Raw genomic sequence first — 17603 nt, forward strand, 5'->3', positions numbered from 1 at the left:
CTGGGCTGTCCGTGGCCCGGCCGTCGGTGACTGGGCTGTCCGTGGCCCGGCCGTCGGTGACTGGGCTGTCCGTGGCCCGGCCGTCGGTGACTGGGCTATCCGTGACTCGGCCGTCGGTGACTGGGCTGTCCGTGGCCCGGCCGTCGGTGACTGGGCTGTCCGTGACTCGGCCGTCGGTGACTGGGCTGTCCGTGACCGGGTCGCCCGAGACCGGGCCGCCCGAGACCCGCCTGTCCGTGACCGGGCTGTCCGAGACCCGGCTGTCCGTGACTCGGCTGTCCGTGACCGGGCGCCCTGCAGACGCATCCGACCGCGGCCGACCGACGACCCGTCGCGGGGTTCCGGCGGAGAACTGTCCTACGGCGGCGGGGTGTTGCCGTTCCGTGCGCGGCGCCGCCAGGTACCTCGTGACCGTGTGATCAGCGATCCCCGCGTCCTGCTCGGCGCCCGGGGACGCCGGGCCCCGAGGCCCGTGTCTTGCCCGTCCGGGGCGTCGGGGGCAGGCTGGTGGCATGAGCGTTCACGAGCCCACGCTCATCATGTCGGTGCAGCGTGCATTCCGGCTGCTGGAGGCGGTGAGCGCGCACGAGAACGGCGCGCCCGCGAAGCAACTGGCACGGGAGACCGGCCTGCCCCTGGCCACCGCGTATCACCTGCTGCGCACGATGGTCCACGACGGGTACCTGCGGAAACTGGCCGACGGCGGCTTCGTCCTCGGCGACAAGCTGGGGACGCTGCACACCACCGGGCAGAGCCAGGCGCTGCTCAGCCGGGTCCGGCCGACGCTGGCCGCGCTCCGTGACGAGCTGGGCACCGCCACCTACCTCACGTTCTACGAGGGGGGCGAGATCAGCGTCGCGGAGATCGTCGACGGCCCCCGCACACCCCGGGTCGACCTCTGGGTGGGGTTCGAGGACGCCGGGCACGCCACCGCGCTGGGCAAGTCCGTGCTGCGCGAACTGGACGAGGAGGCCCGCCGCGAGTACCTCTCCCGGCACGACCTCACCGACCTGACGCCACGGACCATCACCACGCTGCCGGAGCTGATCCGCAACCTCGACGCCTCCCCCCTGGCGCCGGCCGTCACGGACCTCGAGGAGTACGCGCTGGGCACGGTGTGCGTCGCCGTGCCCATCTACCGGGGCGACGTCCTCGGCTCGCTGGGTGTCTCCCTCCCGGCGGAACGGCTCGCCCGCCTCCCGGAGGTCCGGGCCCGGCTGCTGCCGATCGCGGACCGCGTCACCAGAGGCCTCTCGCTCACTATCTGAAATCCCACTCCTTGTGGCTTGCTGGCCGAACCTCTTTCCTGGATGAAACGGACAAGTCGGGCTTGGGCTCCATCTGGGTGAGGATTGCGGTCAAAGACATGAGGCAGGCGCGAGACCATGGTGGCAACCACTGGCCGTTGCGGCCGCTCAGGAAACCGAAGGCCGCTCCTGGGACGCCGGTCCCCAGGCGGGCCGTCTCCCAGCTGGCCGCCGGAATGCCCGTGGCCCCGGTTCTGATCGTCGTGGGCATCGCGCTCGTCGACGTCATCGGCGGGTCGGGGATGTTCTGGCTGCCCCTGCTGGCGGCCGGGCCGGCGCTGGCCGCCAGCACCAACGGACCCCGGGGCGTCCTGTGCGTGGGGTCCCTCGCCGCGGTGCTGGGCGCGACCCTGGGGGCCCAGGAGGCGGCCCCGGGACGCGAGCTGCCGGCCGTGCTCTCGGCGCTCGTGGCCGTCACCCTGGCCGGCGCCCTGGCCAGCGCCCTGCGCGGCCGCCGGGAACGGGTGCTCGCCGCCGTCCGCTCGGTCGCGGAGGCCGCCCAGCACGCCGTCCTCAAGCCCATCCCGGAGACCGTCGGCCCGTTCCGGGTGGCGGTCCGCTACAGCGCGGCGGCGGCGGAGGCCCGGATCGGCGGCGATCTGTACGCCCTGGTGCCCACCCCGCACGGGGTCAGGCTGATCGTCGGCGACGTGCGGGGCAAGGGACTGCCGGCCGTGGAGATAGCCGCCCTGGTCCTCGGTGTCTTCCGCGAGGCCGCCTACGACGAGCCCGATCTCCTCGCCGTCGTCGCGAGGATCGAGCGGAGCCTGGCGCGCAACCTCGGGCCCGACGACTTCGTCACCGCGATCGTCGTGGGGCACCCGCGCGCCGGGCAGCTCGAAGTGGTCAACTGCGGACATGCCCCGCCCCTGCTGATCACCGCTTCGGGGGTCGTCACCGTGGTCGAGGCCACCCGCCCGGCTCCGCCGCTCGGCCTGCGCGTCCTCGTCGACGAGCCGCCCTGCCTGGAGATCCTGCCCTTCGCCTACGGGGACCAGCTGCTGCTCTACACCGACGGGGTCATCGAGGCGCGCGACCGGGCCCGTGAGTTCTATCCGCTGGCCGAGCGGGTGGCCCGCCATGCGTCCGGCGACCCGGAGCACATCCTCTCCGCGGTCCACGACGAACTGCTGGCGCACGTGGGCGGCCGGCTGCACGACGACGCGGCGCTGCTGTTGCTGCGCATGCAGGACGTGGGGGAACCGGTCGCGCCCGCGTCGGACGAAGCGGAGGAAGGGGGAGCGCCGGTCCGGGAACCGGAGGGGCGTGGCGGGCGCGAGTCCGTCCCCGTGGAGTCGCGCACCCGGTCCCTCGACCTGTTCCCGTCGGCAGCCGGGCGCTGACGGGGGCCGTGCCGAGCGCTCCGCCGGAGATGCCGTTACGTGCGGTTCGCGGTCCGCGGTCCGACGTCTTCCGTCTGCCGCGCCGTGGTGGCTGGTCGCGCAGTTCCCCGCGCCCCCTCGGGGGCCCTGACAGCGCGCCGCAGCGGTGGACCGGGGGTGTTCATACCGCGACGAGCTCGGCCCAGCGGGTGATCGCGCCCGGGTGCGTGTGGATGCCGTAGCGCGTCGCCAGGGCGTGGACGATCTCCTCGCCCCGGCCGTGCTCGTCCGGGTCTATGCCCGCGGGCTGCTCTCCCGCCGTACGCGCGGGACCGGAGTCGGTGACCTCGATACGCAGCGTGCCGAGTCCGGCGTCGCGCGTCCAGGACAGCCTCAGCACCGCCGGGGGCAGTGCGTGGACGATCGCGTTGGTCAGCAGTTCCGACACCACCAGCAGCGCGTCCTCGATGACGTCCGGGGACACCTTCCAGGCGGCCAGAACCGCGCCGGCCCGTCGACGTACGTCCGGCACGGCACCGGCGACGGGCGGCATCGGGAAGACGCGTTCGCTTGCCCCCCGCACCCGCGTGTTGAGCTGTACCGCCATCTCGTGTCTCCAGGGGTAAGTTCCACCGGCCCCGCGTCCCGCACCTCGGTGCTTCTGCCAGGCCTCCCAGCACGCTAAGGACCCGCGGCGGGTCGGTCAATGAACGTGGGTCGGCATTACCGAACGCCGCCGCCGGCACCCGTGCCGCCACGGCCCTGCGTACGTACGGCAGACGGTCCCGGACGGTAATAAGCTCGGTTCATGACCGGTCCGGTCCAGTCGATCGAAAGGGCGGCCGCGATCCTGCGCCTGCTCGCCGGCGGGCCCCGCCGACTCGGTCTCGGAGAGGTGGCGGCCTCCCTCGGGCTGGCGAAGGGCACCGCCCACGGCATCCTGCGCACACTCCAGCACGTGGACTTCGTGGAGCAGGACGCGACGACGGGCAAGTACCAGCTCGGGGCCGCCCTGCTGCACCTCGGCACGAGCTATCTCGACGTCAACGAGTTGCGGTCCCGGTCCATCAACTGGGCCGACGCCCTGGCCGCCCGCAGCGGTGAGGCGGTGCGCCTGGGCACCCCCCTGGAGGGCATGGTCCTCGTCGTCCACCACGTGTTCCGGCCGGACGACACCCTCCAGACCCTGGACGTGGGCGCGCTGCTGCCCCTGCACGCCTCCTCGCTGGGCAAGGTGCTGCTGGCCTACGGCGCCGCGACCGTCGACTCCGCCGTGGAATCGGGCCTGGACGCGTACACCCGGCACACCCTGGTCACCCCGGAGCAGCTCACCCGGGCGCTCACCGAGGTCCGGGAAGCGGGCTGGGCCGCCGAGGTGCAGGAGATGAGCATGGGCGAGGCGGGACTCGCCGTGCCGATCCGGGGGCACGGCGGCCTCGTCGTCGGCGCCATCGGGCTGTCCGGCCCGGTCGAGCGGATCTGCGACGGCCAGGGCCACCCCAGGCCGAGCCTGATCACGCTGATCCGGGAGGCGGCCAGAGCGATCTCCCGGGACCTGGGAGCCGCCCGCTGGTAAGCCCGCTCCTCAGCCCCGCGCCCACTCCGCGACCCATCGGAAGGCGGACCCGATCATGGTGGAACGTTATGTGATGTCCATCGATCAGGGCACCAATTCCACGAGATGCATCCTGTTCGACCGGGGCGGGCGGCTGGTGTCGGTCGCGCAGCGGGAGCACCAGCAGCACTTCCCCCGGCCCGGCTGGGTCGAGCACGACGCCGTCGAGATCTGGCACAACCTGCGGCGGGTGATGACCGAGGTCCTCAAAGGCGCGGGTACGGCCGTCGACGCGAGCCAGGTCGCCGCCATCGGCCTGGCCAACCAGCGCGAGACGACCGTGCTCTGGGACCGGCGCACCGGCACCCCGCTGGGCCGGGCGCTCGTCTGGCAGGACACCCGCACCGCGCCGCTGGTCGAGGAATTCAGGGTCCGGCCCGGCGAGGAGTTCTTCCTCGACCGGTGCGGCCTGCCGCCCTCCACCTACTTCTCGGCGCTGCGCATCCGCTGGCTGTTCGACCACGTCAAAGGCCTGGAGCAGCGCGCGAAGGACGGCGAGGTGCTGTTCGGCACGATGGAGAGCTGGCTGATCTGGAACCTCACCGGCGGTGCCGACGGAGGCCTGCACATCACCGACGCCACCAACGCCAGCCGCACCATGCTGATGAACATCCGCACGCTCACCTGGGACGAGGAGCTCCTCACCTTCTTCGGCGTTCCCCGTCCGATGCTGCCGGAGATCAGGTCCTCCGCGGAGACCTACGGCGAGGCCCGCGCGCAGCTTCCCGGCGTTCCCATCACGGCCGCTCTCGGCGACCAGCAGGCGGCGCTCTTCGGGCAGACCTGCTTCTCCCCGGGCGAGGCCAAGTGCACGTACGGAACGGGCAGCTTTCTGCTGCTCAACACCGGTACCGATGTCGTGCGGTCCCGGCACGGACTGCTCACGACGGTCGCCTACAAGATCGGGGACCGGCAGCCCGTCTACGCCCTGGAAGGGTCGATCGCCGTCACCGGCGCACTGGTCCAGTGGTTCCGCGACCGGCTGGGACTGATCAACAGCGCGCCGGAGATCGAGACCCTCGCACGGAGCGTCGAGGACAACGGCGGCTGCTACATCGTCCCCGCCTTCTCCGGCCTGTTCGCCCCCCGCTGGCGCAGCGACGCACGCGGCGTCATCGTCGGCCTCACCTCCTACATCACCAGCGGACACCTCGCCCGGGCCGTCCTGGAGGCCACGGGCTGGCAGACCAGGGAGGTGGTCGACGCCATGAACGCCGACTCCTCGGTGGCGCTGAAGGAGCTGAAGGTGGACGGCGGCATGACCGCGGACAACCTGCTCATGCAGTTCGTCGCCGACGTGCTCGACGTGCCGGTCGTACGGCCCATGGTCTCCGAGACGGTCTCCCTGGGGGCCGGCTACGCCGCCGGGCTCGCCGCGGGCTACTGGCCGGACCTGGAGGTCCTGCGCCGCAACTGGCACCCGGCCGCCCGCTGGCTGCCGGGAATGGACCCCGGCCGCCGGGAGTCGGAGTACGACAACTGGCAGCGGGCCGTCGAACGGTCGCTGGGCTGGATCCGGTCGCCCGGGTCCGGCTGAGAGCGTTCTCCTTTCCGGCAGCTGCTTTCCGGCGCCCGGTTTCCGCGCCTTCTTTCCGCGCCCTTTCCGCTTCCCTTCGGTCTGAATTACTGATCGCCATCATGGCGCTGGTGACGGCCGGGCTTCCCCCCGGCGTCCTGGGAGACGCCGGGGAGCCTCCCGGCGGCGACGCAACGCAGGAGACAGGAACACCGCGCGGAAGGGACCCGTCATGCTGCCCGCGACCAAGGCGTCGGACGGGATCGAACTCGACCTGGTGTCCGGCGGACCGCGACGGGCGGCCGTCCGGGCGGTCCTGTCCACGTCCTTGGGATTCGGCGGACACAACGTGGTCCTCGCCTTCACGAGGTGACGGCAAGCCGCCCTCGCCGCACGTGTGTTCAGGCGGCGGGCCCGGTCCGTGCCGCCGCCCGGGCGGCGAGCACCGCGCGTCCGTGGTCGGACTCCGGGAAACGGTCCAACATCGCCCGCAGTTCCCCGGCGCCCACGTCGGCGCCGAAGGGCTCCGTGCCGGGCTCCAGCCGCACCCCCTCGGCGAGCGGGCCCGCCACGACGGGGTCGAAGCCGAGCGCGTCGACGAGATGCGTGACGGTGGCGAGCGCGTCCGGGTCGTCGCCGGCGACCGCGATCGCCTTGCGGTCCGGCGCTCCCGCGGGCCGCGCGCCCTCCTCCAGGTCGTGGTAGCCCATGTGGTTGAACGCCTTGACCACCCGGGAGTGCGGCAGGTACGCCTGCACGGTCTGGCTGGACGAGGTCAGCGGGTCGGTGAGGTCCGCGCGGACGCCGTCCACCTCCCACCAGTAGTTCATCGCGTCGACGACGACCTTGCCGCGCAGCGCTTCGACCGGAACGCCGCGATACCTGCCGAGCGGCAGGGCCAGCACGACCACGTCCGCCTCCGCCGCGGCCCGCTCGGCGCCGGCCGGGACGGCGCCGGGGGTGAGGACCTCGACGGTGAGGGCGATCGCGGCGGGGTCGCCGGACCCGGCGATCAGCACGCGGTGGCCGGCCGCCAGTGCCAGCCGGGCCAATACGGTGCCCACCTTCCCGGCGCCCAGGATCCCGACCGTGCGCACGCCGGCCGCCTCCTTCTCCGTTCCGCGCACCGCGTCAGCCGGCGAGGAGGTCGCGGACCATCGGGATCACCTTCGAGCCGTACAGTTCGACGGCGCGCAGGCGGGCGCTGACCTGCTGGGCCCCGGCGGTGTAGATGAGGTCGAACCGGCCGACGCCGAGCGCCTCGATCGCCCGGGCCATCTTGCGGGCGACCGTCTCCGGGGAGCCGATGTAGAGGGAGCCGTGCTCGATCTCGGCCTCGTACTCCTCCCTGCGGATCGGCGGCCAGCCCCGCTGCGCGCCGATCCGGTCGCGGATGACCCGGTAGTACGGCCAGTGCTGCTCGCGGGCCGCCTCGTCCGTGTCGGCGACGAACCCTGGCGAGTGCATCCCGACCGGGTGCGCGGTCGTGCCGAACTGGTCGGCGGCGCGCCGGTAGAGGTCGATGTACGGCGCGAACCGTTCCGGGGAGCCGCCGATGATGGCGATCATGAGCGGGAAGCCGTAGCGGGCGGTGCGGACGACCGACTGCGGAGTGCCGCCGACCCCGACCCAGGTGTTCAGGTGCCCCGACTCGGTCTTCGGGAAGACGTCGGCTGCCTCCAGCGGTGCCCGCTTGGTGCCGCTCCAGGTGACGGGCCGCTCCTCCAGGAGCTTGGCGAACAGCTCGATCTTCTCCTCGAACAGCACGTCGTAGTCGCTCAGGTCGTATCCGAAGAGGGGGAACGACTCGGTGAAGGAACCGCGCCCCAGGATGACCTCGGCCCGGCCGTTCGAGAGCGCGTCCACGGTGGCGAAGCGCTGGAAGACGCGGACCGGGTCGTCGGAGCTCAGCACGGTCACGCCGGAGGCCAGCCGGATGCGGCGGGTGCGCGTGGCGATGCCGGCGAGGACCGTCTCCGGGGTCGAGATCGCGTACTCCGGGCGGTGGTGCTCGCCGAGGGCGATGGCGTCGACGCCGGTCTCCTCCGCGAGCACGGCCTCGTCGACGACCTGCCGGATGGCCCGCGCGCCGGACACCAGGGCTCCCGAGTCGTCCTGCGGCACGTCGCCGAAGGTGTCGAGACCGAAGACGAGGTCGGACACGGGGACTGGATCGGACACGGGGACTGGATCGGACATGACGGGACTCCTTCGACTGATTGACGCGTCAATCATCGCTCGCATATGATTGACGTGTCAACAAGAGGAGTGGCGGCATGATGACGGCGCGACGGAAGGACCTCCCCACCGCCGAAGAGCTGCGGATCTGGCGGGACTTCATCGAGGCGACCGAGGCGCTGCGCTCCGCGCTCTCGGCACGGCTGCAGCGCGAGAGCTCCCTGTCGCCGGGTGAGTACGCCGTGCTCCTCGCCCTGCGTGAGGCGGACGGGCGGCGGCTGCGCTCCTCCGACCTCGCGGCCCGCGTCGGCTGGGAGCGCAGCCGCCTCTCGCACCAGATCGGCCGCATGGAGCGGCGCGGGCTGCTCCGGCGCGAGGAGTGCGTCACCGACAGCCGGGGCGCCGAGGCGGTGCTCACGCCGGAGGGCGCGGAGGCGTTCCGGAATGCGTCCCTGCCGCATCTGCGCGCCGTACGGGAGCTGTTCGTGGCCGCCCTCACGCCGGACCAGCTCGCCGCGGCGGAGGAGATCGGCGCGGCGCTGCGGAACCACCTGACCGGGCTCGACGGCTGAGGTTCGCCGAGCGCTTTGCCGGAACGCTGCCGTGTGCCGTCCGCGGCGCCGTCGTGGCTGGTCGCGCAGTTCCTCCCCCGACCTCCGGCCGGGGGCACTGTCCGGCGCACGAACGTCTCGTGGAGGTCCCGCGCGGCCTGCGGCACCGACTCGGCCCGCCGGCGCCGCAGCATGCACCGGCCGGGACGGGTGAAGTGCCTTCGGTGCGGGTGTCGTTCGCGTTCTGAGGCCGGGGGTGCCGGCCCGGTCACCCGAAGAGAGCAGCAGAACTTGCGTCACTCGTCCGGCGGGCCTGGCGTGCAGTCGGTCGGCTGAGCCGGGAGCCTAGGATCCATCACCGGACAAACGGTGCATCTGCTGCCTTGTCGGCATGGGTGGGATCACCTCACGACCGAAGGAGACGGGATGCCGCACCGCGCCGGAAGGACGCGTTGGAGACGCTTCGCGGTGGTCCTGGTGCCCGGCGTCGCCGCCTGCTCGGCCGTCGGTGTCGCCATGGCGCAGGGAGTGCTCGCCGCCTCGTTCTTCATCTCCGGCCAGAAGTTCCAGCTCTCCGCCGGCACCCTGACCGCCCGCGGGTTCAGCCTCTACGGCATGGTCGACGTGACGAGGAAGCACGAACTCGTCCCCGTCGTGGTCTCCGGTTTCCGCCATGCCACGATCAGCACACTGTGCCAGTCCGTGGTCGTCGACGTCCCGGTGCTGGGCACCCAGACCCTGCGCCTCACCGGCGGCTCCGGCCGGCCGGTCGAGACCTCGAACTTCTACATCGACGCGACGACCGAGTCGGTCGGCGAGGCGAATTTCACCGGTCTCGACATCGGCGTCGCCCAGGGAGCCCTCACCAAGGGCCCGGTCAGGTCCGGAGACCGGAACTCGCAGTTCTTCGATCCCGACGGCGTCGGCCAGCAGGCGACGTCGACCACTCTGAACGACGTGCGGGTGACCGCGGTCGCGGTGTCCGCCGGCACGTTCAGCATTCCGGGCCTGCGGGTGCGGCTCCGGCAGGGCGACCATGCCTGCTTCTGACGCCGGCGACCGCAGGCCCGGGACCGGAACCCCATCCACCAGGACAGGACGCGTGATCACCGACCCGTTCGGCAGAGGGCGCGAACTGCTCGCCAGGGCACCGGAGTTCGGGCCGAGGTTTCGCACCTGGCGTGGTGAACGTCCGTTCTGGGCCGGGTTGTTCACCTTCGCCGCCGGTGTGCCCATCCTTTACTGGCCCTACGCGAACCTGAACCTGGGCGGGATTCCGCTCGCCCTGTCGACCACCTCCGGCGCGGGCTCCCTGCTGATCGGAACGCTGCTCCTGACACTGGGCGTCGCGCTGTGCTGGCGCCCCCATCTCCGGGTGTTCGCGGGCATCGCCACCCTCCTGCTCGCCGTCGTCTCCTTCCCCGTCGCGAACTTCGGCGGCCTCTTCCTCGGCGTGGCCTTCGGCCTGGTCGGCGGCTCCCTGGCCTGCGCCTGGCTGCCGCCCCCGGCCGACGAACCGCCGACGGCACCGGACGACCGGCCCGCGCCGACAGCCGCGACAGCTACGCCGACCGAGCCGACCGGGCCGACCGGGCCGACCGGGCCGACCGGGCCGACCGGGCCGACCGGGCCGACCGGGCCGACCGGGCTGACCGAGCCGGCCGCGAAGGCTGCGAAGGCGGCGAAGGCGGAGGGGTGCAGTGGCGCCTGACGCGCGCGTTCGGACGGCCGGCCGTGCGCTCGGCCGTACGGCCCGGCCCCTGGCGGGTGCGCTGGCCGTGGTCGCCGTGGCCCTGCTCCTGCGCCCCGACGTCCCGCACGTGCCCGGCAGTGTCGGCGCACGGCACGCGTCGCCGCCTCCGGTCCGTCCCGCGAAGGGCCCGTGCGTGCTCCGCGCCGACCGGCTCGTGCTCCGGGGCGCGCGCTTTCGCGGAGTGGTCTCGCTGCGCACCGGGACCGGCAGCGTCCGGGCCCTGAAGTTCACCGTACGGTCGCTGGACGCCGTCAACCTCGATCTGACTGCGGGCCGGGGCCGCGCGGCGATGCGCCTGCGGGCGAGGCCGGCGACCACCTCCACGCTCAAGGGGCCGGGTGCCGGCGGGGTGGCGACCTTCTACGTCCGCAGACTGACCGGCAGGGTCACGGGCCTCGGCGGCGGCCCGCTCCCGGCCGACCGCACCGTTTCCGTCACCCCCGACGCCGTACCCCGCTGGCTCTCGCACCCGGCCACCCGCACCCGCACCATCACGCTCGCCGCGGCGACCGCCTCCCAGATCACCCAGTTCGGCGGCCGGCTGTCCATCAAGGGCCCGCAACTGCGGACGACGGCACGGGTCCCGCACGGTGCCTGAAGCGGGGCCCGGGGCCGGACAGGGGCAGGCGTCCTGGCCCGGCACGGCTCCGCCGGCCGGACGCCTGCCGGTCCGCGGCAGGCGGACGAGGGCGCGGGCGGGCGTCAGAGCCCCGGGCAGCTCGTCGTGGCCGCCTCGACGCGCCGGCCGCCCGGGAACGTGACCGTCACCGGCTCGGGTCCGGCAGCGGGGTCGGCCACCCGCCGTGCCGCGTCGGCCGTGCAGGCGATCTGCGCGGCCGCGAGGCCGGTATCGCCCGGCACGCCCGCCGCGGAGGACAGCCGGACGGAGATCCGGTCGCCCCCCGCGGTCACCTGCACGAGGCCGGCCCAGGACGGCGCCTCGGACACCACGGCGGCGCCGCCGTCCGCGGGGACGGCCGGGACCGCCGTCGGCGCGCCCGTGGGCAGGGGCAGCCGGGTGGTCACCCCCTCGCGCAGCTCCGCGCCGGTCGGACCCCGCAGCAGATCCCGCACCGCCGACTCCACGTCGCCCGGCGCGTCGGTCGGGCGACGGACGGCGACCAGCGCACCGTCCCGCACGAAGAACAGCCGTGCCGTCGGCACGACGCCGACGGCGGGACCGCCCTCCTGCACCACACCCGTCGTGGAGATGCCGCACGAGGCCAGGACACACACCGCCGCCGGAACCAGGAGCGCGGGACGGACCCGGCGCCGGAAGGTCACCACGGGTCCTCCCGGGGCGACTCGGCGGCCGGCAGGGGCAGCCGCACGGTGAAGACGGCGCCGCCCCCGGGCCGGTTCGCGGCACGGACCGTGCCGCCGTGCACCCGGACGTTCTCCGCGGTGATCGCGAGACCGAGGCCGCTGCCCTCGGTGCGGGTGCGGGCGGCGTCCGACTTGTAGAAGCGCTCGAAGACCTGCGGCAGCACGTCCTCCGGGATGCCGGGCCCGCTGTCCAGGACCTCGATCACCGCGAGCCGTGCCCCGCCGGAGCCCGCGCCGGGTGCCCCGCCGTCGTACAGCCGCAGGGCGACGGGCCGGGCGCCGTGCCGTAGCGCGTTGCCGACCAGGTTGGCCACGACGACGTCGAGGCGGCGCGGGTCGACGCGGCCGCGCAGGGCGCCGGGCGGCGGCAGTTCGCACTCCACCAGGCCGGTCCAGGCCCGGGCGTCGAGGGTGCGGCGCAGCGACTCGGCGAGGTCGATCTCGTCCAGGTGCAGCACCGCGGCGCCCGCGTCGAAACGGGAGATCTCCATCAGGTCGTCCACCAGCCGGGCCAGTTTCACGGTCTCCTCGCTGATCAGACGGACGGCGGTGGCGGTGTCCGGGTCGAGACGGGCGGCGTCCTCGTCGAGGACGTCGGTGACGGCGGACATGGCGGCGAGGGGTGTGCGCAGTTCGTGCGACACGTCCGCGGCGAACCGGCGGGCCCGGGCCTCCATGCCGCGCAGCTCGGCCACCGACTTCTCCAGTGCGGCGGCCGTCTCGTTGAACGTGTGGGAGAGATCGGCGAGTTCGTCGGACCCGTCGACGGCGAGCCGGGTGTCCAGGTGGCCCTCGGCGATGCTGCGGGTGGCGCGGCGCAGTGCCCGCACCGGGCGCAGCACCCCGCGGGCGGCGAGCAGCGCCAGCAGCACGGCGAGCGTCAGCGCGGGCACGGCGGCCCGTTCGGCCGCGGTGACCAGGGCGTCGACGTAGGCGCGCTCCGTGGTCTGCGGCACCGTCAGGAAGACGTGCACCCCGGAGGTGTAGGCGCCCTTCGCGTGTGCCTCGGCGAAGGTGACGGACATGCCGACGACCAGTGCGGTGCGGTCGCCGACGGCCACCCGCTGGAAGACCGTGGCCATGCTGGAGCCGACGGCCTCGCGGACGGCCGGGGTCAGCTCCGTGAAGCGGTCGCCGGCGGCCGAGGTCGCGCTCAGGCGGCCGTAGGTGGCCAGCACCCGCCAGGTCCCGGAGGGCTCGGAGCCGGCCACGTCCGCCGCGAACCGGGCCAGCGCGGCCTGGTCCGGCGGGAAGGCGAGGCCCGGGGCGAGGTGCCCGACCTGGGTGCGCAGCTGCTGGATCACGGCGTCCTGGCTCTGCTGGAGCACACCGGTGCGGGCCTCGCGGAAGGTCAGGGCGCCGGTGGTGGCGGCGGTGACGGCGGCGACCAGGGTGAAGGCGAGCACCAGGCGGATCCGCAGACCGCGCAGCTGCGGCAGGCGCGGGCGCCTCACCGGGCCGTGAACCGGTAGCCGAAGCCGCGTACGGTCCGGATGAAGCGCGGCTCGCGCGGCGGCTCGCCCAGCTTCGCGCGCAGCCGCCGGACACAGGCGTCCACCAGCCGCGCGTCCCCGTGGTAGCTGTGCTCCCACACCGCCTCCAGCAGCTGCTGCCTGCTGAACACCTGCCCCGGCGAGGCGGACAGGGTGAGCAGCAGCCGCAGTTCGGAGGGGGCGAGCGGGATCGGCACCCCGTCGCGGGCGACCGAGAGTCCGGCCCGGTCGACGGACAGGTCCCCGTAGGTGTCGATCTTCGGTATGCCACCCTCGGCCGGCGGGCCGCCCGCCCGGCGCAGCACCGCCCGGATGCGGGCCTCCAGCACCCGCGCCTGCACGGGCTTGACCACGTAGTCGTCGGCGCCCGCCTCCAGGCCCACGACGATGTCCTCGTCGTCGCCGCGTGCGGTGGCCATGACGATCGGCAGGGTCTGGTCGAGACCGCGGATCCGGCGGCACACGTCGAGCCCGGGCAGCCCGGGCAGCATGAGGTCCAGCACCACGACGTCCGGCCGGAAGGACCGCACACTCTCCAGCCCGTCCTCCCCGTTCGGGGCGGCGGCGACCTCGTGCCCCTGGCGGCGCAGGGCGAGGGCCACCCCCTCCCGGACGGCACGGTCGTCTTCGATCAGCAGTACGCGTGGCATGGGCTCAGTATGCGCATGAGATCCGCACAGGTGTCCGTTTGTTACGGGATGATCACACAAGTCAGCGATCCTGCTCGTTATCTTTTCGTTATCGCTTGCGCCAGGTCCGATCACATTCCGATCACAGCCTGACCGTCATGACCATGCGCACAGCACGTTCCCCCCGAGGCCGCCGCCGGGGCGTCCCCTCCCACGCCGTCCAGCGCGGGCGGAAGGGAGGAGGGCCGTTCCTGGGGGCCGTGGCCGCGCTGGCGGTTCTGGGGGCCGCCGGTTTCGCGGCCGTCCACGGGGATCCGTCAGATACCGGAACAACGCACACCGCCGACAAGGGCCGGTCCACCGAGCGGGCCCGGCCCGGGCGCGTCGGCGCCACCGGTCCGGCCACCACCTCCGCCTCCCCGCGCGCCACCACCTCGCCCACGCCGGAGATCCCGGCCACCGGACCGGGCACGTTCGTCACCGCGGCCGGCGGCAGCACCAGGGTCGGCTCCGGCACGCTCCTGCGCTACCGGGTCGACGTCGAGAAGGGCATCGACCTGTCCACGGCGGACGTCGCCCGGCAGGTCGAGCGCGTCCTGGCCGACCCGCGCGGCTGGACCGCCGACGGCCACTCGGCGTTCCAGCGGGTGTCGAGCGGTCCGACCGACTTCGTCGTCCGGGTCGCGACGCCCGGGACGGTGGACAGGATCTGCGGGGAGTACGGGCTGGACACCGGGGGCGAGGTCAACTGCGACGTGGCCGAGCAGGTCATGGTGAACCTCAGGCGCTGGCTGCTCGCGACCCCGGTCTACGCCCACCGGGTCAAGGACTACCGGGCCCTGATCATCAACCACGAGGTCGGCCACTTCCTCGGCCACGGGCACGTCGGCTGCCCCGGCCCCGGGCAGCCGGCCCCGGTGATGATGCAGCAGATCAAGGGCATGCACGGCTGCCTGCCCAACGTCTGGCCGTACGACGGCAGGGGCCGGTACCTGACCGGGCCGTCGCTGTGACGCGACGGCTCCAGCGGGCCGGTACGCCTCGGGGAGTGACCACACCCGACCGGCCCCCTCCCTGAGGACGGGCACAGCGCGCTGTGGCGTCGAGAACGACACCCCGGCGCAGGTCCTGAAGCAAGAGCCGCAGGCCCGGGACGACACCGCCGCGCGCACTCCACCGTCGGCACCGGGCGGGTGCCGCCCGCACGGCGGCCGGCCGGCTGCTCCGCTCGCGCGGTGCGTGAACCGGCCGTCCGCCGTGGGCGGGTCAGCCCTCGATCCAGCCGTGGTTCTTCGCGAACTGGGCGAGTGCGCCCCGGACCCGCACGATCTCCTCGGCGGTGAGCGTGGGCGCCGACGCCAGCAGCGTTTCGGTCACCTCGCGGGTGAACTCGTCCGCGCTGAGCAGATCGCACAGCGAGTCGTCGTCCGGACCGAGCGTGCGGACGTCGGCGCCCCGGGCGAGCCGGACACCGGACGCCTTCGGGCCGCGCTCGCCGGCCTCGATCTCGAACTCCACCGCCACGCCCGGGCGGACGTACGCCTCCGACATCTGCATGTCGTTCACGTGCAGGAAGACGTCCTCGCCCCCGCCGTCCGGAGCGATGAACCCGTACCCGCGCGAGCTGTCGAACCGCACCACACGACCACTGACCATGACAAACCCCCAACCAAACCGGGCCACCTGCCCGGACACCTGCGCCCGATGGTAGCCACGTCCGGCCCGGTCGGTCGACCCGGCCCGCCCGGCGTGGTCGCGGAGAGCGGAACTCGGTGCGCGGACAAAGAAGTTGATGTGGAAAGCTGTCGCCAGCCGTCGGTGGGCCAAGGGGAGCCGGGACGGCCGTTGAGAGGAGCGCACGTGACGCAGGACGGCACCGGGTCCGTGGAGATCGACACCAGCAAGCCGCATCCCGCCCGGATCTACGACTACCTGCTGGGCGGCAAGGACAACTACGAGGTGGACCGCAAGGCCGGTGACCAGCTCGCCTCCGTCGCACCCGAGGTGTGGATATCCGTCCGCGCCAACCGTGGCTTCCTGCAGCGCGCGGTCCGCCACGTCATCGACAGCGGCGTCCGCCAGATCCTCGACATCGGCACCGGACTGCCCACCTCGCCCAACGTGCACGAGGTGGCCCAGGCGCTGGCGCCGGACGTCCGTGTCGCCTACGTGGACAACGACCCGATCGTGAAGGCCCACGGCGACGCGCTGCTCAGCCGGGCCGGCACCACCAGCATCGTCCTCGCCGACCTGCGCGACCCGCAGGCCGTCATCGAGCACCCCGAGGTCCGCCGGGTCATCGACTTCGGCGAGCCCGTCGCCCTGTTCCTCGTCGCCATCCTGCACTTCATCCGCGACGAGGAGGAGCCCGAGCGGATCGTGGCCGCCCTGCGCGACGCGCTCCCGGCCGGCAGCTTCCTGGTGCTCTCGCACGCCACCGACGACTTCGCCGAGCGCAGCGACGCCCAGGCCGTCTACAACAACGCGACCGCCTCCATGAACCTGCGCCCCCGGGCCCGGATCGAGCGCTTCTTCGACGGGTTCGAGCTGGTCGAACCCGGCGTCACCCAGGTCCCGTTCTGGCGCCCGGACACCACCCCGCCGGCCGGCTCGGACGAGATCGGTTTCTACGGCGGAGTGGCCCTCAAGAAGGCCTGATCCGGCGTCAGGGCACTCCGAGCTCGAACAGGGCGTAACCCGCGTACGAGCCGGAGGCCAGTGCCGCGATGCCCAGCACGAGGCACAGGCAGGGCAGGCTGACCCGGCGCAGCGCGACCGCCAGGGGGACGAACAGGGGGAAGGCGGGCAGCAGATAGCGCGAGACGTTCGCGAAGTACTGCTGGCTGCCCAGCACCAGGGCGAGGGTGAGCACCGTGTGGACGACCAGCACCACCGGCGGCCGCAGCCGGAACAGCAGCGGCAGCAGGGCCAGGTCCAGCAGGACCACCCCGACCCCGACGACGTCGGCGAAGGGGAGCGCGAAGAGGTAGTCGAAGTGGCCCACGGGAACCGAGGCGAGGACGTCCAGGGTCTGGCTGCCGTAGTCGAACTCGTGCCCCCACGCGCCCGACTGGAGCTCGAAGTAGCCGCCGTAGTCGCCCATGCGGTGCCCCACCCAGCCCAGGTAGCCGAGCAGCCCCAGCGGGGCCACGAGCATCGCGGTCAGCGGCCGGGCCACGCCGTCCTCGCGGCGTCGCAGCGCCAGGAGCGCGGCCAGGGCGAGCGCGGCGACCAGGGCCGCGGCGGTGGGCCGGTTGAGGCCGGCCGCGAAGGTGAGCACCCCGGCCGTCAGCCAGCGCCGGGTCAGCACGGCGTACAGGGCCCAGGCGGCCAGGGCCACGTACAGCGAGTCCGAGTAGACCGCCCACTCCACGCCGGAGCCCGGCCACACGGCCCACAGCCCGGCGGCCGCCGGCCCCGCCCGCCGGCCGCCGAACCGGGCGGCGACGGCGAAGATCCCCAGCGCCGCGGCGAACGAGGCCACGACCGACACCAGCAGCCCGGCCCCGAACGGGCCGAGACCGGTGACCTCCATCGCCACCCGCATCAGCGCCGGGTAGAGAGGGAAGAACGCGGCCGAGTTGCCCTGGAGCGTGATCAGCCCGGTGGCGCCGGGGACCGGGACCAGCGCGGGATGGTAGCCGTGCAGGGCGATCTGCTGGTACCACCAGCCGTCCCAGGTGCCCAGTACGTCCCAGACGTGCGCACCGCCGCCGAACCGCGGATGCTTCCTGCGGAAGTCGCCCGCCGAGTCCAGCAGGTACATGAAGGAACCGAAGCCGGCGAGCTTGAGGACGCCGTACATCGCGAGGACCGGGCCGTAGTGGCGGGCGGTGCCGCGCAGGCGCTGTCCGGGACCCGGCGCGCCGGGACCGGGAGCCGCGGGCGGGGCCGCGGCCGTGCTTCTCGGAGA

The 17603-nt window shown here is 73.4% G+C and carries 19 protein-coding genes; 11 read left to right on the plus strand and 8 right to left on the minus strand.

Annotated features, from left to right (window positions below):
- Positions 1 to 512: 512 nt before the first annotated feature.
- Complete coding sequence (locus AB0472_RS27450) at positions 513 to 1268, plus strand: IclR family transcriptional regulator (protein WP_366359998.1); 756 nt, start codon at positions 513 to 515, stop codon at positions 1266 to 1268.
- Between the two features lie 215 nt (positions 1269 to 1483).
- Positions 1484 to 2650: a PP2C family protein-serine/threonine phosphatase gene (locus AB0472_RS27455; protein ID WP_366360212.1), complete on the plus strand. Its 1167-nt coding sequence runs from the start codon at positions 1484 to 1486 to the stop codon at positions 2648 to 2650.
- 160 nt (positions 2651 to 2810) lie between these two features.
- Here the strand turns inward: AB0472_RS27455 and AB0472_RS27460 are convergent, their stop codons facing one another.
- Positions 2811 to 3236 carry an ATP-binding protein gene (locus AB0472_RS27460; RefSeq protein WP_366359999.1) on the minus strand — a complete coding sequence of 142 codons (426 nt, stop codon included), beginning with the start codon at positions 3234 to 3236 and terminating at the stop codon, positions 2811 to 2813.
- 201 nt (positions 3237 to 3437) lie between these two features.
- Between AB0472_RS27460 and AB0472_RS27465 the strand changes: the two genes are divergently transcribed.
- The 3 genes from AB0472_RS27465 (at position 3438) to AB0472_RS27475 (ending at position 6133) form a co-directional block, all read left to right on the plus strand.
- Positions 3438 to 4205 (plus strand): IclR family transcriptional regulator, encoded by a 768-nt coding sequence (locus AB0472_RS27465; protein ID WP_366360000.1) that lies wholly within the window; start codon positions 3438 to 3440, stop codon positions 4203 to 4205.
- A 55-nt stretch (positions 4206 to 4260) separates the two neighbouring features.
- On the plus strand, positions 4261 to 5781 hold the full coding sequence (gene glpK / locus AB0472_RS27470) for a glycerol kinase GlpK (protein WP_366360001.1): 1521 nt from the start codon (positions 4261 to 4263) through the stop codon (positions 5779 to 5781).
- A gap of 211 nt (positions 5782 to 5992) precedes the next feature.
- The gene (locus AB0472_RS27475; RefSeq protein ID WP_366360003.1) at positions 5993 to 6133 is read left to right on the plus strand and encodes a hypothetical protein; all 141 of its coding nucleotides are present in this window, start codon (positions 5993 to 5995) and stop codon (positions 6131 to 6133) included.
- Between the two features lie 28 nt (positions 6134 to 6161).
- Here the strand turns inward: AB0472_RS27475 and AB0472_RS27480 are convergent, their stop codons facing one another.
- Together AB0472_RS27480 and AB0472_RS27485 are read right to left on the minus strand one after the other, a co-directional pair.
- Positions 6162 to 6857, minus strand: a complete 696-nt coding sequence (locus tag AB0472_RS27480) for an NADPH-dependent F420 reductase (RefSeq protein ID WP_366360004.1) — start codon at positions 6855 to 6857, stop codon at positions 6162 to 6164.
- 34 nt (positions 6858 to 6891) lie between these two features.
- On the minus strand, positions 6892 to 7923 hold the full coding sequence (locus AB0472_RS27485) for an LLM class flavin-dependent oxidoreductase (protein WP_366360214.1): 1032 nt from the start codon (positions 7921 to 7923) through the stop codon (positions 6892 to 6894).
- Between the two features lie 113 nt (positions 7924 to 8036).
- On the opposite strand from AB0472_RS27485, the gene AB0472_RS27490 reads away from it, so the two are divergent.
- The 4 genes from AB0472_RS27490 (at position 8037) to AB0472_RS27505 (ending at position 10840) form a co-directional block, all read left to right on the plus strand.
- Positions 8037 to 8510, plus strand: a complete 474-nt coding sequence (locus AB0472_RS27490; protein WP_366360006.1) for a MarR family transcriptional regulator — start codon at positions 8037 to 8039, stop codon at positions 8508 to 8510.
- Positions 8511 to 8915: 405 nt separating this feature from the next.
- Positions 8916 to 9539: a DUF6230 family protein gene (locus AB0472_RS27495; protein ID WP_366360008.1), complete on the plus strand. Its 624-nt coding sequence runs from the start codon at positions 8916 to 8918 to the stop codon at positions 9537 to 9539.
- A 52-nt stretch (positions 9540 to 9591) separates the two neighbouring features.
- Entirely contained in the window at positions 9592 to 10200 is a 609-nt protein-coding gene (locus AB0472_RS27500) for a DUF6114 domain-containing protein (RefSeq protein WP_366360010.1), read from the plus strand.
- The gene (locus AB0472_RS27505) at positions 10190 to 10840 is read left to right on the plus strand and encodes a hypothetical protein (RefSeq protein ID WP_366360011.1); all 651 of its coding nucleotides are present in this window, start codon (positions 10190 to 10192) and stop codon (positions 10838 to 10840) included. Before AB0472_RS27500 ends, AB0472_RS27505 begins: the two co-directional genes overlap by 11 nt.
- Positions 10841 to 10944: 104 nt before the next feature.
- Here AB0472_RS27505 and AB0472_RS27510 read toward each other — a convergent pair whose 3' ends face one another.
- The 3 genes from AB0472_RS27510 to AB0472_RS27520 are packed head-to-tail and all read right to left on the minus strand — an operon-like array spanning position 10945 to position 13711.
- A complete protein-coding gene (locus tag AB0472_RS27510) occupies positions 10945 to 11529 on the minus strand; it encodes a hypothetical protein (protein WP_366360013.1) in 585 nt (194 codons plus the stop codon).
- Positions 11523 to 13022, minus strand: coding sequence for a HAMP domain-containing sensor histidine kinase (locus AB0472_RS27515; RefSeq protein WP_366360015.1), 1500 nt, complete (start codon positions 13020 to 13022; stop codon positions 11523 to 11525). The genes AB0472_RS27510 and AB0472_RS27515 overlap by 7 nt, the downstream gene beginning before the upstream one ends.
- Complete coding sequence (locus AB0472_RS27520; RefSeq protein ID WP_366360017.1) at positions 13019 to 13711, minus strand: response regulator transcription factor; 693 nt, start codon at positions 13709 to 13711, stop codon at positions 13019 to 13021. Before AB0472_RS27520 ends, AB0472_RS27515 begins: the two co-directional genes overlap by 4 nt.
- Before the next feature lie 137 nt (positions 13712 to 13848).
- On the opposite strand from AB0472_RS27520, the gene AB0472_RS27525 reads away from it, so the two are divergent.
- Positions 13849 to 14703 carry a DUF3152 domain-containing protein gene (locus AB0472_RS27525; RefSeq protein WP_366360019.1) on the plus strand — a complete coding sequence of 285 codons (855 nt, stop codon included), beginning with the start codon at positions 13849 to 13851 and terminating at the stop codon, positions 14701 to 14703.
- Between the two features lie 253 nt (positions 14704 to 14956).
- Here the strand turns inward: AB0472_RS27525 and AB0472_RS27530 are convergent, their stop codons facing one another.
- Complete coding sequence (locus AB0472_RS27530) at positions 14957 to 15346, minus strand: cold shock domain-containing protein (protein WP_366360021.1); 390 nt, start codon at positions 15344 to 15346, stop codon at positions 14957 to 14959.
- Positions 15347 to 15550: 204 nt separating this feature from the next.
- Between AB0472_RS27530 and AB0472_RS27535 the strand changes: the two genes are divergently transcribed.
- Positions 15551 to 16348 (plus strand): SAM-dependent methyltransferase, encoded by a 798-nt coding sequence (locus AB0472_RS27535; protein WP_366360023.1) that lies wholly within the window; start codon positions 15551 to 15553, stop codon positions 16346 to 16348.
- A gap of 7 nt (positions 16349 to 16355) precedes the next feature.
- Here AB0472_RS27535 and AB0472_RS27540 read toward each other — a convergent pair whose 3' ends face one another.
- Positions 16356 to 17495 carry a hypothetical protein gene (locus AB0472_RS27540; RefSeq protein ID WP_366360216.1) on the minus strand — a complete coding sequence of 380 codons (1140 nt, stop codon included), beginning with the start codon at positions 17493 to 17495 and terminating at the stop codon, positions 16356 to 16358.
- Positions 17496 to 17603: the final 108 nt, after the last annotated feature.

Origin of the sequence: Streptomyces sp. NPDC086777 (genome assembly GCF_040702065.1) — a bacterium.
GTDB lineage: Bacteria > Actinomycetota > Actinomycetes > Streptomycetales > Streptomycetaceae > Streptomyces.

Excerpts from the sequence above, each read along its gene's own strand:
- AB0472_RS27495 (WP_366360008.1), top strand. The coding sequence starts at position 8,916 with ATGCCGCACCGCGCCGGAAGGACGCGTTGGAGACGCTTCGCGGTGGTC.
- AB0472_RS27475 (WP_366360003.1), top strand. The coding sequence starts at position 5,993 with ATGCTGCCCGCGACCAAGGCGTCGGACGGGATCGAACTCGACCTGGTG.
- AB0472_RS27460 (WP_366359999.1), bottom strand. The coding sequence starts at position 3,236 with ATGGCGGTACAGCTCAACACGCGGGTGCGGGGGGCAAGCGAACGCGTC.
- AB0472_RS27455 (WP_366360212.1), top strand. The coding sequence starts at position 1,484 with ATGCCCGTGGCCCCGGTTCTGATCGTCGTGGGCATCGCGCTCGTCGAC.
- AB0472_RS27530 (WP_366360021.1), bottom strand. The coding sequence starts at position 15,346 with ATGGTCAGTGGTCGTGTGGTGCGGTTCGACAGCTCGCGCGGGTACGGG.
- AB0472_RS27520 (WP_366360017.1), bottom strand. The coding sequence starts at position 13,711 with ATGCCACGCGTACTGCTGATCGAAGACGACCGTGCCGTCCGGGAGGGG.
- AB0472_RS27465 (WP_366360000.1), top strand. The coding sequence starts at position 3,438 with ATGACCGGTCCGGTCCAGTCGATCGAAAGGGCGGCCGCGATCCTGCGC.
- AB0472_RS27540 (WP_366360216.1), bottom strand. The coding sequence starts at position 17,495 with ATGTACGGCGTCCTCAAGCTCGCCGGCTTCGGTTCCTTCATGTACCTG.
- AB0472_RS27450 (WP_366359998.1), top strand. The coding sequence starts at position 513 with ATGAGCGTTCACGAGCCCACGCTCATCATGTCGGTGCAGCGTGCATTC.
- AB0472_RS27490 (WP_366360006.1), top strand. The coding sequence starts at position 8,037 with ATGATGACGGCGCGACGGAAGGACCTCCCCACCGCCGAAGAGCTGCGG.
- glpK (WP_366360001.1), top strand. The coding sequence starts at position 4,261 with ATGGTGGAACGTTATGTGATGTCCATCGATCAGGGCACCAATTCCACG.
- AB0472_RS27525 (WP_366360019.1), top strand. The coding sequence starts at position 13,849 with ATGACCATGCGCACAGCACGTTCCCCCCGAGGCCGCCGCCGGGGCGTC.